This window comes from Pedobacter insulae (assembly GCF_900113525.1).
GTDB lineage: Bacteria > Bacteroidota > Bacteroidia > Sphingobacteriales > Sphingobacteriaceae > Pedobacter > Pedobacter insulae.
In genome coordinates this window covers 385,710-401,584 of the sequence record NZ_FOPP01000002.1, presented here as the reverse complement: position 1 = coordinate 401,584, position 15,875 = coordinate 385,710, and the positions used below count along the sequence as shown (strand labels likewise).

General features: G+C 36.8%; 11 protein-coding genes and 1 tRNA gene. 7 read left to right on the top strand and 5 right to left on the bottom strand.

Annotated elements, in window-relative coordinates:
* Window positions 1-9: 9 nt before the first annotated feature.
* Entirely contained in the window at window positions 10-945 is a 936-nt protein-coding gene (locus BM207_RS04720; RefSeq protein WP_090992409.1) for an endonuclease/exonuclease/phosphatase family protein, read from the top strand.
* A 64-nt stretch (window positions 946-1,009) separates the two neighbouring features.
* On the opposite strand, the gene BM207_RS04715 is transcribed toward BM207_RS04720, so the two are convergent.
* From BM207_RS04715 to BM207_RS04705, 3 genes are all read right to left on the bottom strand, one after another.
* A complete protein-coding gene (locus BM207_RS04715) occupies window positions 1,010-2,704 on the bottom strand; it encodes a RagB/SusD family nutrient uptake outer membrane protein (protein WP_090992408.1) in 1,695 nt (564 codons plus the stop codon).
* A gap of 5 nt (window positions 2,705-2,709) precedes the next feature.
* Complete coding sequence (locus BM207_RS04710) at window positions 2,710-5,760, bottom strand: SusC/RagA family TonB-linked outer membrane protein (protein ID WP_090992407.1); 3,051 nt, start codon at window positions 5,758-5,760, stop codon at window positions 2,710-2,712.
* A gap of 654 nt (window positions 5,761-6,414) precedes the next feature.
* Window positions 6,415-7,179, bottom strand: coding sequence for a DeoR/GlpR family DNA-binding transcription regulator (locus BM207_RS04705; RefSeq protein ID WP_090992406.1), 765 nt, complete (start codon window positions 7,177-7,179; stop codon window positions 6,415-6,417).
* 272 nt (window positions 7,180-7,451) lie between these two features.
* On the opposite strand from BM207_RS04705, the gene BM207_RS04700 reads away from it, so the two are divergent.
* The 6 genes from BM207_RS04700 to BM207_RS04675 all read left to right on the top strand — a co-directional run bounded on the left by BM207_RS04700 (window position 7,452) and on the right by BM207_RS04675 (window position 14,002).
* Window positions 7,452-8,414 carry an NAD(P)-dependent oxidoreductase gene (locus tag BM207_RS04700; RefSeq protein ID WP_090992405.1) on the top strand — a complete coding sequence of 321 codons (963 nt, stop codon included), beginning with the start codon at window positions 7,452-7,454 and terminating at the stop codon, window positions 8,412-8,414.
* Window positions 8,415-8,419: 5 nt separating this feature from the next.
* Window positions 8,420-9,868, top strand: coding sequence for an FGGY-family carbohydrate kinase (locus BM207_RS04695; RefSeq protein WP_090992518.1), 1,449 nt, complete (start codon window positions 8,420-8,422; stop codon window positions 9,866-9,868).
* On the top strand, window positions 9,868-11,322 hold the full coding sequence (locus tag BM207_RS04690; RefSeq protein WP_090992404.1) for an FGGY-family carbohydrate kinase: 1,455 nt from the start codon (window positions 9,868-9,870) through the stop codon (window positions 11,320-11,322). The genes BM207_RS04695 and BM207_RS04690 overlap by 1 nt, the downstream gene beginning before the upstream one ends.
* Window positions 11,315-11,914, top strand: coding sequence for a histidine phosphatase family protein (locus BM207_RS04685; RefSeq protein WP_090992403.1), 600 nt, complete (start codon window positions 11,315-11,317; stop codon window positions 11,912-11,914). The genes BM207_RS04690 and BM207_RS04685 overlap by 8 nt, the downstream gene beginning before the upstream one ends.
* Window positions 11,915-11,980: 66 nt before the next feature.
* Window positions 11,981-12,874: an endonuclease/exonuclease/phosphatase family protein gene (locus tag BM207_RS04680; RefSeq protein WP_090992402.1), complete on the top strand. Its 894-nt coding sequence runs from the start codon at window positions 11,981-11,983 to the stop codon at window positions 12,872-12,874.
* A gap of 9 nt (window positions 12,875-12,883) precedes the next feature.
* The gene (locus tag BM207_RS04675) at window positions 12,884-14,002 is read left to right on the top strand and encodes a metallophosphoesterase (RefSeq protein ID WP_090992401.1); all 1,119 of its coding nucleotides are present in this window, start codon (window positions 12,884-12,886) and stop codon (window positions 14,000-14,002) included.
* A gap of 271 nt (window positions 14,003-14,273) precedes the next feature.
* Here the strand turns inward: BM207_RS04675 and BM207_RS04670 are convergent.
* A tRNA-Pro gene (locus BM207_RS04670) sits at window positions 14,274-14,347 on the bottom strand.
* 94 nt (window positions 14,348-14,441) lie between these two features.
* Window positions 14,442-15,227: a DUF4350 domain-containing protein gene (locus tag BM207_RS04665; protein WP_090992400.1), complete on the bottom strand. Its 786-nt coding sequence runs from the start codon at window positions 15,225-15,227 to the stop codon at window positions 14,442-14,444.
* Window positions 15,228-15,875 lie beyond the last annotated feature (648 nt).

Here is a 15,875-nt window from a genome sequence, read left to right as displayed (position 1 = left end):
TCAATTAAAATGTCTTTATCTAGAAGAAATTTTATTAAGGGATCAAGTTTAGCAATATCGGCTTCTTACCTCCCTAATTCGGGATTTACCGCTGTGGTTCCGAAAACTCCAACCCCTGTTAATCTAAACATCCATAAAGTGCTTAGTTGCAATATTAGGGTAGCATTACCAGAAGATGATGCTATTGGAAAAGGATGGGCAGCAAGAAAAACAGCTTGCATTAAACTCATTAAAGTTCAAAAAGCAGATCTAATAGGCTTTCAAGAGGTATTGAAGGTACAGGCAGAAGACCTTAAAAAAGAAATGCCAGCATATGGATGTTTTGGTTTTGAAGGCCCAGAAATGGATCTTAATCCAGAAACCTATAATGGCATTGCGAAAAACTTAATTATGTATGCTAAAAACAGGTATGAAATGATTTCTGCTGGCTGCTATTGGCTATCGGAAACACCAGAAATTGGAGGTAGCAAATCATGGAATACTGCCAGAGCAAGACATGTGAATTGGCTCAGATTAGCAGATAAAAACACAGGGAAGCAGTTTAGAATAATGGCTGTTCATTTAGACCATAAAGATCAGGAAGCTAGAAATAAACAGGGGCAACTGATTGTGAAGGAAAGCAACCAATATGCACCAGATTTTCCGCAATTATTAATAGGTGATTTTAATGTTGATTCTGCAAACCCAGTTTATAGCATTATAACCAACGGCGGCTGGAGAGATACTTACCGCACTATACATGGGGATTCGGAACCGGGAGCAACCTTCCATAATTTTCTAGGCAAAGCATATTCAAAATCTACCCAAAAGAATACCGGAAAAATCGATTTTATCTTTTCCAAAGGAAACATCAAAACTACCAATGCTAAAATTATTGATGAAATGGCAGATGGGATTTATCCAAGCGATCATTATTTTGTAAGCGCCGAGATTGCTTTTGTCTAGGTATAATTTAAAGATTTAAAAAACCACCTGCATCATACAGATGGTTTTTTATGCTTTAGTTAATTTAGTAACCTGGATTTTGAACTAGGTTTTTATTGATCAAGATTTCTTTAGAAGGGATAGGAAACAAATATTGTTTCGATTTATCAAAAGCTCTGTTCACTAATAACTTAACCGTTCCTTCCGCTTGCAAAGCGCTAAAGTCGGCAATTCCATCATCGTCTATTTGTGGGGTCTGAGAGAAGAAATATAAACCCTTATCTACCACCTTGGTTTTAAAAACAGCAGGATCAAGCACACCAAATATTGGCTTTTTCAATGCTTTTTCCGCTAAGCGCCATCTCAATAAATCATCAAATCTTCTATTTTCCCATACAAACTCTACGCGGCGCTCATTTCTTAATATTTTTCTTAACTGCGTTTGATCGGTTATGGTAACTGCAGGATACAAGGTAGTTGAAGTAACTGGAACGTCATAAGCCCTTGCCCTTACCATATTGATTGCCGTTAAGGTAGCAGCATCAATCTCATTCAATTCTATTTTGGCCTCGGCATACATCAACAGCACATCTGCATATCTCATTATCCTAATATCAAAATCTGTCTGTTTATCATCCGACCAATCTGCATCAACCCCTTTTTTTAAAGCTAAACCGTTATAGGCAGCAAAAGTATCTATTGCCCTATTGTCTTTATTAGCCACTTTATTACCTGTAGCTACATTTAGCACCGTTAACGCAGTTGGATTTGGATCGTAAATAAAGCCTAAATGCTCTTTACCAAACTCTGCAATGGTCGCTTTTAACCTTGGGTCACGGTTATTAAAAGGTAACCTTGGGTTAAACAATGGCGATTCATCAATAGGTAATCCATCAGTACAGGTATAAGCACAAAAAACTTCCCATGATGGTTGAGCAACGGCACTACCTCCCGCTGTTCGGGTATAAAAATTTGTAGCTGTCCACGAAACACCCAAAGTAAAAGACCGTGGGATTGCAAAAATGGTTTCTGTCGAATTTCTGGTTTTAGACAAAAAATAGTCGCCATAGTTTGCATGAAGCGTGTAGGTTTTTAAATCCATACAAGCCTTTGCAGCATCTCTGGCAAGAGCAAAATCGCCCATATACAAGGCAGTTCTTGCCTTAAAGGCCAAAGCCGCCCCTTTGGTAGCACGTTTAAGTTCAGAAGATGAGTATGTAACAGGTAAGCTTGCTATTGCTTTATCATAATCTTCGTAAACACTTGCTAAAATAGTAGCCTTATTGGTACGCCCAAGCTTAAATGCATCTTCAATACTAATGGTTTCTTTATAAAAAGGAACATCCCCATAGTAAAAAATTAGGCGCGAATAAAAAGCGGCACGCATAAAATAAGCCTCACCTGCAAATTGCTTAATTTTTGCCTCAGACACTTTACCCACAGCATTACCTAAACTACTTAAAATGGTATTTGCTCTGGTAATTCCTTTATAGGTATTTAACCATAGATCCGTACCTCTGCCCCATGTACTGGTAACCGATCCGGCCGGAAAAGCGTCAATAGCCTGTCGCTGTGTCCAGTTATCACTCATTCGCTCTGCGTTAAAATCACTCTCTAATTCCCATAAATAGGTTCTATACAAGTCGTTTAAAGATAATCCGATTTCTGTTTCATCTGAATACCAATTTTCAGAAGATCCCTCAGATAATGGATTGAGATCTAATTTTGCGCATCCCACAAATAGATTGATACACACTAATATTATTAATATTTTTTTCATCCTGTTTAAAATTTAACTGATAGTCCGAAATTGAATGTTTTGCTGATATAAGTGTTGTAGGCAACTTCTGGATCCCATCCTTTTGGGTAATTATCTATTGAAAATAAATCGGTAGCCGAAGCAAAAAGCCTAACACGATCTATTTTTATTTTCGATGTCCATGCCGTTGGAAAAGTATATCCTAACACTACGTTTTTAAGACGAAAATATGCACCATTGATCATCCAATAATCAGACATCACATAATTATTATTTTCTCCTGAGGTGTAGGATAATCGTGGATATTGAGCATTTAAATTTTGCTCCGGTGTGTTGTAAACACTCCAATATTTACCATCTATAATTGCTGGCGGATTAGTCCATGAAGAATTAAATGGCTTAACCACTTGCTCTGCTAACCTTGCATTTTGCTTACCCACACCTTGAAAAGCCAATGACAGATCCAAACCACTATAATCCATGTTGATAACACCACCAAAAACGTAACGCGGTAAAGAGCCACCCAACTGAACGCGGTCGTAATCTGGACTAATAATACCATCAGGTACTCCGTTAGGACCACTAATATCTACATACCTGATATCGCCAGGTTTTACACTATTGTATAATTTTGGAGACCCTGTAATTTCTGCTGTCGTTTGGTAAATACCATTTGATCGATAACCGTACCATTCCTTAAACTCACTTCCTTCTCTGGTAATTTGAGATCCTGTAAATACAGTACCGCCTAAATTACCCATTTTTGATTTAGAATCTGATAGGTTGACAGTTGCAGAATAGCCAAATTTTCCGATTTTATCTTTCCATGATAACTGAGCATCCCAGCCTTTGGTAGTCATTACACCGGTATTTTGATTAGGATTTTCGAAACCCATGTAATCAGGAATTTCTAATTCTAGCAGCATATCTTTGGTTTTCTTTTGAAAATAATCTGTTGTAAGCGATAAACGGTTATTTAAAAAAGTAGCATCGAAACCAATGTTAGCAGTTTCGGTGGTTTCCCAAGAAATATCTTTGATAGCATAAGCAAACTGAGCTGCTGTAGTAGCTGAAACTACTGTATTCCCTTGGTAAAACAAAGCATTAGAATAACCGATTGATGATTGGTATGGATAATTACCGATTCTTTCGTTACCCAATTGGCCCCAAGACCCCCTAAACTTTAAATAAGATAAGCCTTTAATTTTGGGCATAAATGCTTCTTCCGTTAACACCCAACCAACAGATGCTGAGCTAAATGCTCCCCAACGGTAATCTGGATGAAAACGAGATGAGCCATCATACCTGATATTAGCCTGAAGCAAATAACGCTTTTTATAATCGTAATTCACCCGGCCGAAATAAGAACGGTAAGCAGTTTCTACTGCATTACCTGTATTAGAGGTATAGTCTAACGGACCTAAATCCAGATAAGGGAAATTAATTAAAGTATAGTTATCTGCACGGGCACCTAGCGATTCGGCAAAAAAGGTATAATCTTCATAACCTGCCAATACACTAAAGCTATGACCTCCAATTTGCTTGTCGTAGTTAGCTAATAACTGCTTGGTAAACGTTTTACTGTCATCACGAGTTTCTGCTAAGAAAGTTGTAGCATAACCAGCAATATAGCCCAAACGCACAGCAGGGTCTTCATCAGAATAATAGGGGATTTGCTTGGTGAACTGTTTTCCTTTGGTGTTTGATAGATAAGGTGAAACTACCGCTGTAAAACTAAGGTCCTTAATAGGTTTATATTGTAATGAAATTCTGCCATTTAACCTACTAACAGTACTATTATTAAAACCACCATGTTCTAATGCGGCATAACCATTGCTCCCGTTTTGTCCACTTGCAATTCTTCCATCGGCCCAGGTGGCTGCAAATACCGCAGGGTATCGTTGTGCATCCCAGATAGGGTTCACAGAAGGATTTTTCCTTACTACGTAATTGTAAGAGAAATCTATATTTGCCGTAAACTTATCCGAAATATCAATGCTGTTGTTAACCCTGGCCATTGTTCTTTCGTAATTTCTATGTGCATACAATGCATCTACATTTTCATAATTTAAGGATGCAAAAGTTTTGATCTTACCAGAGCTTCCGGAAAATGAGATGTTCTGACTGAAACGTGGTGCTCTATCTCTTACAATTAAATCTAACCAATTTGTATTGGGATAACGGTTTGGGTTAGTTTGGTTTAATGTTAACCAATTTTCGACATCATTTTTAGGATACAAACTGTATTCCCCTCCGGCTACATTACCTGCATCATTCCATGAAAACTCATTAATCATTTGCATGTATCTTTGCACACCCACAGTTTCTGGAAAAGCTGTAGGAGAATCGAAACCAAAATTGGAGGTAAAATCGATATGCACCTGATTAGATTTGGCTCTTTTAGTGGTAATGATCACAACTCCAGCTGCCGCCCTTGCCCCATAAATAGAAGCAGAAGCAGCGTCTTTTAGAACCGAAATATCTTCAATATCATCCGGATTAACATCATCCATACTACTAACCGGCACACCATCAACAATTACCAAAGGGCTACTATCACCAATAGTAGTTACGCCCCTTACCCTAACCGTGGCAGTAGCACCCGGCTCGGTGTTTGATCGGGTTACGGTTACACCTGGCATGGCACCTTGCAATGCTTGAGAAACTTGTGTAGTGGCTCTTTTAGCTAAAGTTTCACCACTAACTGTAGCCACAGAGCCCGTAAGGTCTTTTTTCTTAGACACACCATAACCAATAGCTACAACTTCGTTTAAGCTAAAAGCTTCGCCATGTAAAGAGACATCAATTGTGTTGCGGTTGTCCACTGTAACTTCTTGTGGTTTCATTCCTAGCATAGAAAACACCAAGATTGCGTTACCTGAAACTTTTGGCAATACATATACCCCTCTTTCATTAGTAACAACAGCATTAGTTGTGCCTTTAATCATTATGGTAACTCCCGGAAGAACTCCTCCAAGATCATCAGTAACCTTTCCAGTTACCTGTATTTGTTGTGCTAACGCCGTTACAAACGACATTAGCAATAAAAGCAATACGTAAAAGTTTTTTTTTGTCATAAGGGTTATCTTCTGTTCGATAAAAAATTGGTAAAAGTAACTAGTTAAGAAATTGATTGAAAAATCTAAACACTCAAATTAGCAGAAGTTAAGTTTAATTTCATTTCAAGTTATTAACATAATTTTATGTAAATAAATAAAATAAAATTAAATAAAACAAAATATAAGTAAATAGTAAAGATATATTAACAATTAATTAACCTATCGCGTAGTAAAAAAATTGTTAAAAAAGTGGAAAATGGAAGAGCTCACACGAGTTTTAATCAAACGTAAGCTACAAATGATTGTAAATATTTAAGAGTTGACAATACCACTAGAATTAGACTATACTTACATTCAGGCAGACTTTACCAAACTTTTTAACCATCTTCACTGTTACAGCTAGTTAGATTTCTCTATGGAAAACCCATAAGGCAACGCCGATTTACCTTAAAATTAAAATGTAATACCCAATATTTTTAATTTCAAAAGCATTCCTGATAAATCAACTGAAAAAAATATATTTTAAGTAAAAGAAGATTAAATTAAAAACATCGGCATGACGACCTTAATTTTTTTAAGACAAAAATTTGATTATTTCGTTTAAAAATTGACGATTCAGCTAATCAGAGTTAATCAGCTTAAATGGAAAGATGAACATAAGCTTAAGAAACCTCAAACTACAATAACTTTTACACTTCTATCTTCCAATTGTCTAATATTCTTTTCAGAAACTTTATCATCAGTAATCACATACTGAACCTGATCGAAGCTACAGATTTTACCTAAACCTCTTTTGTTAAATTTAGTGCTATCCGCCATAATCACTACAGTTTGGGCAGTTTCAATCATTTTTTGGTTAAGTGTTGCTTCGGCGATGTTTGTGATAGAAAAACCAAAATCAAAATCAATACCATCCACCCCGAGGAATATAATTTCACAGGATAATTCTTGAAGTGTTCTTTCTGCGTAGGTACCCGCCACCGAAGATGAATTGGATCTTATCAGGCCACCAAGTTGCAAGACTTCAACATTTGGACGGTTACTTAATTCTAACCCAACCTTTAAAGCAGGAGTAATTACCGTTAAATGATTAGCAGGAAATAAGCACCTTGCAAGTTCGAAAACCGTAGTACCAGAACCAATGCTAATCGAATCGCTACTACCTATTAACGCCATAGCCGCCTTCGCGATCCTCTTTTTCTGATCAGAATTGATAAATTCCTTTTCGTTAATCGTTCTTTCAGAAGCATAGGGATTACTTACAGAAGCTCCACCCTTGGTACGGAATAGGAGATTTTTGTCTTCCAGGATTTTCAAATCCTTTCTAATTGTCACCCCAGTTACATTCATTAGCTCAGCAAGTTCTGCAATACTAACTTTTCCATTTTCTTTAAGTCTTTGCAGAATAAGCTCGTGTCTATCGGTAATGTTTTTCATAAGCGTTGCTTGGCTAAGAGGATTTAATTTTTGATTTCTAAAATACAAACTTAATTAAAATGTGATTAATTAAAGCTATAATTTACTTTTAAACGCAAAATTGTAATAAAAAACTAAAATTTTGTTTAAATTAATTTTAATTTTGTTTTTTTAAGTTTAATTATGTTAATTTGTTCATCAGCTAGCCATACCACCAATTAATCACAACTCCGTTCACAGTTAAATTGACGTGAATCACATTATTAAATAATTAACCAATACAAACAACAAAAATGAGGATATTAGTTACAGCACCTTATCATGCAAAAGGACAAGCAGAACTTTCAGCTGTGCTCGGAGAAGTTATATATAAGCCATGGAAAACTAATGGTAGGGCATTTAGCGAGGATGAGCTTATTAACCTACTGGATACATCGAAAGCAGATGCATTAATAACCGAACATGACCATGTAACTGCTAAAGTGATTAATTCTTTTCCACATTTAGAATTTATTGGCGTTTGCAGAGGCACACCTTCTAATGTTTGCTTAAAAACTGCAAAAGAGAAAAATATCCCTGTTTTCCATACCCCTGCCAGAAATTCTCAAGCGGTTGCTGAGTTATTTTTAGCTACTGTTATAGATATATTACGCAACACTGCAGCCAGTACCAAATGGTTAAAAGAAAAAAATTGGGATAATGGTGCCCACACCTCCTATCTTCAATTTAAGGGAAATGAATTGGCAAATAAAACAATAGGCATGGTTGGTTTTGGGGCAGTACCGCAACGCATTGCTAACATGGTAGAAAATTTTCCATGCACCATTCAATTTTATGATCCTTTTGTGGAACAAGCCAGTTCTAAATATAAGAAAACAAGTTTAGCAGAAGTGTTTAAAACTTCAGATATTGTATCTATTCATTTACCAGTTAATGAAACCACAATTGAAATGATTAACAATGATCTAATATCTACGATGCAAACTGGTGCCATATTTGTTAACACCGCAAGGGCTGCAGTAGTAAAACGTGATGATCTTTTATATGCCATAGAAAACAATTTAATTAGAGGTGCTGTATTGGATGTATTTGATCACGAACCACCAGATGAGAAAGATTATAGATTAATTCATCACCCAAATGTATTGGCAACTCCACATATTGCAGGCGCCACACATGAGGTTGAAGATCATCATGTGGCAATTATGAATGATAGAATTATCAAATGGTTTGCAAAGCAAATGAGCAAAATATAGATGGTATGAATAACCAGCAAGGATATTTAATTATAGATGTAGGTACAGGCAATGTACGTGTAGCCGTAGCAACAATTGATGGCGAAATTTTAGGAATAGCAAGAGCAGATTTACAAAATGTAAAGGATAGTGATTATCCTGATAGTTTGTATTTTGACCCTGGTGATTTATGGATTCAGATTCAACAATTAGCCAGACTAAGTCTAGCTCAGGCTCCAGAAATTCATATTGAAGGAATAACAGCTACTAGTCAAAGAGAAGGCATAGTGCTGATCGACAAAGAAGGAAAATCGCTCATAGGCCTACCTAATATTGACCATCGCGGAAGACAATGGGAAAATTTACTAGCGGATAAAAAAGAGGTCTATCAATTGACCGGACGTTTTCCTAATTCATTATTTTCTGCCTATAAATTAATCGGGATTGAGAAAAAAAAAACAGAAATATGGAATAAGGTTGCTACTTTTTTGAGCATTAGTGATTGGGTTGAATATAAAATGAGTGGTGTAATACATTATGAACATTCCCAAGCATCAGAAACTTTGCTTTACGATGTAGCTCAAAAAAACTGGTCAGATCGGCTTTGCAATTTATTTAATATTAACCCCAAACTTCTCCCAAAATTAACACCATCTGGAACTATACTTGGAAAGGTACTCAAAAGCGAGGCTGAAGCAATTCAGATTTCAGCTGATGCTAAAGTAGTAGTAGGTGGAGCAGATACACAATTAGCAGTAATTAGCACACAACCCTGTGCAAATGATATTGTAATAGTTTCTGGCACGACAACTCCTATTATAAAATTAACCGATAGTTATATTACAGATCATCTACAGCGCACCTGGACAAACAGACATACAGATGAAAACAGTTTTATTTTAGAAACAAATGCTGGTGTAACCGGATTAAACTATCAACGGTTAAAAGAAATTTTTTATCCAACTGAAGATTATGATATAATTGAGAAGGAACTGGCCGAACTTAAAGATTTTCAGTGTGTAGCTTCTTTAGGTTCGCTACTTGCAGACGAAGAAACTCCGCTAACTAAAGGGGGCTTTATATTCAATGTACCTGTATCGCATCAATTAACTAGAGCAAGTTTTGTTTGGGCTACTCTTTGGGACATAGCCTGTAGTATTAATGAAAACTACAAAAGTTTATGTGAAGTGACCACGCATGAAGCTGATTATATTTGGGCTTGCGGAGGGGGGGTGCAAAGCCCACTGTTACGACAGTTTTTAGCTAATCTAATAGGTAAAAAAATCAAAATCAATACCGATTATCGTCAAGCATCGGTAATTGGTGGAGTTTATATTTGCAATAAAGCATTAGGTTTTGCAGCATTAAATTCATCAATCTTAGCAGAAACCGTCCCCAAAAATATCGAACAATACCAGCAACGCTATGCCGAATGGAAGCAGACTAGAGCTGTATTTAAACAAACTTTTTGTTAATGGAAGCATATTTTTTAGGAATTGATATTGGAACACAAGGTGCACGTATGGTTATATTAGATTCTAATGGAGAAGTTGCCGCAAGCACTGAAAAAAACTTCGGCTTAGACGATCAATCAAGAGAAGAACAATCGCCAGTAATGTGGTGGAAAGCGTGTGAAGAATGTTTATTGAAATTAAGTGCTGCAAAATCAAATCAAAAAATAATCTCCAAAATCATCGCCATTGCAGTTACTTCTACCTCCGGAACAGTTATCCCCTTAGATCAATTCCATAATCCACTTCATAATGCGATTATGTACAGCGACAAGCGTTCTACACCCCAAGGCGAAAAATGCATCTCAATAGCCACTAAAAACAATGTACAAGGATTTACTGGTTTCAACTCTTCAAGTGGTTTAGCAAAGATGATTTGGTTTCAAGAAACATATCCCGAAAAAGTAAATCAAATAGCCAAATGGGTACACGCTGCAGATTACATTACCGGATTGTTAAGCGGAGTTTGGGGAGTGACAGATTATACCAATGCCTTTAAATCTGGTTACGACGTGAACAAACTAGAATGGCCAGCTTATCTCACAACTGATTTATTGATTAAGAAAAATTGGCTACCAAATGTATTGCCCTCTGGAAGTGTAATTGGAACAATTGAACCACAGTTAGCAAAAAAAATCAGTCTCCCAAAAAATATTAAAATCATTAATGGCATTACTGATGGATGCGCTTCGCAAATTGCATCAGGTGCTATCAGACTTGGAGATTGGAATACAACAATAGGCACAACAATGGTAATTAAGGGTGTAACTACCAAGCAATTACTTGATGATGAAGGAAGAATTTACAGTCACAGACACCCAGCAGGTTATTGGATGCCAGGTGGCGCAAGTAACACCGGAGCAGATTGGGTAACAAATGAATTTGGCAATAACATTGAATACCTTAGCGAAGCAGCAGCAAAACTAATTCCTTCAAACAATTTCTCTTATCCATTAAGACAAAAAGGTGAAAGATTTCCAATGCTGGCACCTCATGCTGTTGGTTTTGAGCCTGCCGGATTAAGTATGGAAGAAAAATTTACAGCCAACATGGAAGGTGTGGCTTATTTAGAACGATATGCTTTTGAGCTTATTAAACAGTTTACACAAGAAGATATTAACGCGGTTTACACTGCTGGGGGTGGCAGCAATAACGAGACGTGGTTAAAAATTAGAAGTAATGTGCTAAATCTTCCCATCTTTAAAATGAAACATATAAGCGGAGCTGTTGGTGCTGCAATTTTAGCCGCCTCTAACACCTATTTTAAATCACTAATTGAAGCTGTTGCGCAAATGACTTGCATAGAAAAAGAAGTTTACCCGGAAGCTATACTTTCAAATAATTACAACAATAACTATCATAAATTCATCGCTTTGTTAACCAGCAAAGGCTATATCAAAAATAAAATTCATGCTTAAAGTTTATTTATTGCGTCATGGAGAAACAGCTTATAACGCTAGCGGAAATAGGTATTGTGGCAGAACTGATATCGAGTTAACAGATAAAGGGATAGCTCAAGCAAACCTTGTTCATCAGCTATTAAAAGAGATTAAATTTGACGCTGTTTATTCCTCGCCCCTACAGCGTGCAAAAATTACTGCAGAAATTGCTTCCGGAACCGCTATTAATACCGACAACAGATTAACTGAAGTAGACTTTGGGATCTGGGAAGGGAAAACTCGGGTGGAATTTATTGCTGAGAATGAAATACTATGGAAAAACTGGAGTAATGATCCGCTATTGACGAAAGCTGGAGGCAATGGGGAGAGCGGCGAGCAGGTTGTTAAACGTGTTGATGAATTTTTCAGTGAAATGCTACACAAACACCTCAACGGAACAATCTTGGTTGTAGCCCATAATGGCATCAACAGACTGTATTTAGCTCATAAACTTGGTATGCCATTAAAAAACTATCGACAATTGGCTCAGGAAAATTCATCAATAACAACATTTGAAATTGATGAAGATAACATACTAACACTAACAAAGCTAAATGCAATAATTTCTTAACGATAGGTTTAATTAGAGTAGTTATGTTATCCATCCTTATAGAATTTTTATTTTAAACTCAATTTAATGGCAAGAAATATTCTCTTAGGGCTTTTGTTGATAGTAGCGTCTGCTAATCTAAACGCCCAAAATAACAAGAACGAAATGAAGTTCATCAGCTACAATGTTCTTCATGGATTTAACAACGATGTTTTGTTACAAAAACGCTATATCGATTGGATAACCAAGGAAAATCCGGATGTGATTGCCTATCAGGAACTCAACGGATTTACACAAGACAGCCTTGAAAATCTAGGAAAAAAGTATGGTCATCCATATGCTCTGCTAAATACTGGTGTAACTCATCCGATTGGTATTACCTCTCGATACCCCATTGTTATGGCACAACAGGTTACCACAAACATGTGGCACTCCTATCTTTACGGCAACATCAAGGGCATCCATTTCTTTATCATACACCTTTCGCCTTTTGAAGTGCAAATTAGACGGAATGATATTGATCGCATTTTAGCCCATGCAAAATTGATCCCTTCAAATGAAAAAATAATAATTGCTGGGGATTTTAATGCACTAGCAGCTGCAGATTCGGCTCAATACGGACAGCCGTTGCTTGATGCATTCCTGAAAACAGACGGCAAATTACAGCCCAAGAGCGGTACCGCAATTGTTAAATTTAAAACCATTTACTACAATAACCTTAACCAAGGGCGTTTAGATTATACAGTTACCAATCGAATGATACAAGCTGGTTTTAAAGATTCCTATTATTTAACCAATACTCAATTTAAATATAGTGCACCTACCAAGGCGCATGCGGCTGAACATGGCAAAAAGATCCGTATAGATTATATTTGGGTAAATAAACCGATCGCTGCTAAGGTTAAAGCTGCTGATGTGATCCAAGATGAACAAACCAATCAATTGTCTGACCATTACCCAGTATATATCATCTGGAAATAAATTTACAAAATGAAAAAGAACTTTCTTTATGTATTGCTTTTGGCTGGAAGTGTTTTATTCCATACTTCTATGGCACATGCACAATCTACCTACCAGAAGCCCACTCTTGAAAACAAAAAATCTTTTACGGTAATTATGCTACCTGACATACAGAACTATGTAAAATGGGGCGCTAACCAGCCAATCCTCGAGCTAATGTCGGCATGGATTGATAGCAATATCGATTCGCTGAATATCAAAATGGTGCTTTGTATGGGCGACTTGGTAAATAATAACGAGAAAATTACCAACGATTATGATGGAGATCAGACTACCTTACAACAATGGAAAGCAGCCGCCCATGCATTCGACCGTTTCAATGGAAAAATACCTTACATTGCCGCCACAGGAAATCATGATTACAGCATAGATAGAGAGGGCAACAGAACATCACTTTACAATCAATTTTTTAATATTGAAAAAAATTACCTGAACCAAAAATACCTGGTACAAAACTCAAGAGATGAGCAGGGACAGCAAACGCTAGCAAATTCGGCCTATGAACTTAAAAACTTGAACGGCAAAGATTATCTTTTCATGACCGTAGAATATGCTCCAAGAGATACCGTTTTAAACTGGGCAAAAAAAGTGGCTGCTATGCAAGAGTACAAAAACCATCGTATCGTAATGTCTACACACAGCTATGTTACAACTAAAGATAGCCTTGGAGGAGGAGATATAAGTTGGCTCTACTGGGAGCCCTATCGTGTGAACAACATGATTCAGAAATCAAAACGAATAACACTCCCATTTGCCAATAATGGTAAACAAATCTGGGAAAAATTTGTAAAACCTTCTTCTAATATTGAATTAGTGCTCAGCGGACACTATTCTGGAGAAGGATATTTAAAAAACAAGAACGACAAAGGTAAATCTGTCCACCAGATCATGTTTGATGCACAATCAATGGGCGGCGGCGGACGTACTGGAAATGGTGGAGATGGCTGGTTGAGAATTTTGGAATTTTTTCCAGATAACAAAACAGTTAAAGTACGTACATTTTCACCATTATTTGGCATTTCGCCCACCTCTCAGCCAAATGCATGGAAAAAGGACGGAAGAAATGAATATATCATCCGGTTCGAATAAAAAAATGGTTTAATATCTTTTTAATCAAATTATAATTTCATAAAATATAGACTTTTTCATTATTTGAAAAAATAGAATTTGCACGCTATTTCGTCGGGGTGGAAGGATTACCTTCGCCACGCTCGGTGATCCTGGGGAGGGAATTTGGCGCAAAATCAAGCCCCCGCTTCTCCTTCGTCGAAGCTTGCTTTGTTGCTTACAGTTCGTGCTTCAAGCGAGCTTGGCACTTCCTGAAAACAATAAAGCCCCGATAAATCGGGGCTTTCGTTTGTCGGGGTGGCAGGATTCGAACCTACGACCTCCTGCTCCCAAAGCAGGCGCGATACCGGGCTACGCTACACCCCGAACTGGTATCGATCTTTATAAATAATATAAATCAATTATTTATCCCTTCTAACTATCCGTGTTATTGGGGATTGCAAAGATATAAAAACAGAACTTATTTCGCAATATTATTTAACTTATTTTTCAACCAATTTACTAAGTCCCTGGCACCCTTATCGTTCTCAAATTCTACTTGCAAATTTCCATTCACATATTCATTATATAACCAGGGATCTCCGATTGCTATTACGAAACCCTTGCCGTAATCGTTACCTGCAATAATGATATCGTTCCGCTGTTTTAACAGAGGATAAGCCTTACCCTTTACGGAAATTGAACAAGCATCTTTCATATAAACCATTTTAGCAGTAGGAAACATTTTATTATTTCTTGTGTCAACACCTCCGCCCTCTCGTGTAACATCGTTGGTTACATGATTAATCATCTGATCGTTAAAGTTAATGCCGAATACATTAGCCAGTTTATTAAAATGTTTAAGCTCGGTGTTTGAACTATCATTTGCAAACAATACCAATGCTCCACCAGCTTTTACCCATTTAGTAATAGCCGAAATAGATTGAGCATCAACATAGTTTGGGGTCGGATTATCTTTGATGTGATCCGGGTCAACAATAATATAAACAGTATGATTCTTAAGATTCGCTGTAGTTGGAGCTTCCCTTAAAGTTGCCAGCGCAAATCCTTCTTTTTTAAAAGCATCTCCTAAAATAGAAAATCCTGTAGCCGCGGTTTCATCCCATTTGTAATGAAATGAAATTTTCTCACCATTCGCGCCCTTTTTAAATTCGTTGTTAAAGTACGAATCCAAAAGAACAGATTTCTGTGCAAAACCGGTACTGAAAATCAAACAGCCAATTATAAGCGATAGTATATTTTTCATAGAACTCGTAATTTAGCAATTTCTCTCCAATTTTCACGCATTTACTAAATACTCTGTCCAAATGAACATAATCCATATAAATTAACTGACCGGTTGTATGGTTCGATCACCAGGTGGGCTAAAGTCGTAATTTATTTTTCACATTGTGGTGTAAAACACTCCACTACTACTGCATTAACTGGTATTCTTCGCATAAGCCGATGTATTTCCCTGTCCTGTATTAGTAGTTTTAGAAATAATATTCACAATTGACCCTTTACTTTTAATCAACTCCGGTAAAGCATGATGAACTGATAAATAGTAATGCACCTGCATTATTTACAATCCCATTTATAAGACCAAATTTGGCTACCACTTCTTTGACTACCTTTTCTGAAGCCTTAGGAATATTTAATTCAGCCGTTACAGCCTAGCTATTAGCACCCAAAATCTTTTAACTGTTCTACGACCAAGTCATTGTCTGCAGTGCTTTTCCAACGATTACGGTAATTGCTTCTAATAATACCGCTTTGGGAGTCTTCACCCCACCTTAATCATTCCGCGGTAAATATCAATAGCATTACAAATGCTATGCTCGAATTGTCCAAATAATCAACAATTTTGGCATTAATATTAAAGATAAATGATTTTTACAGTATCTTTATTTGA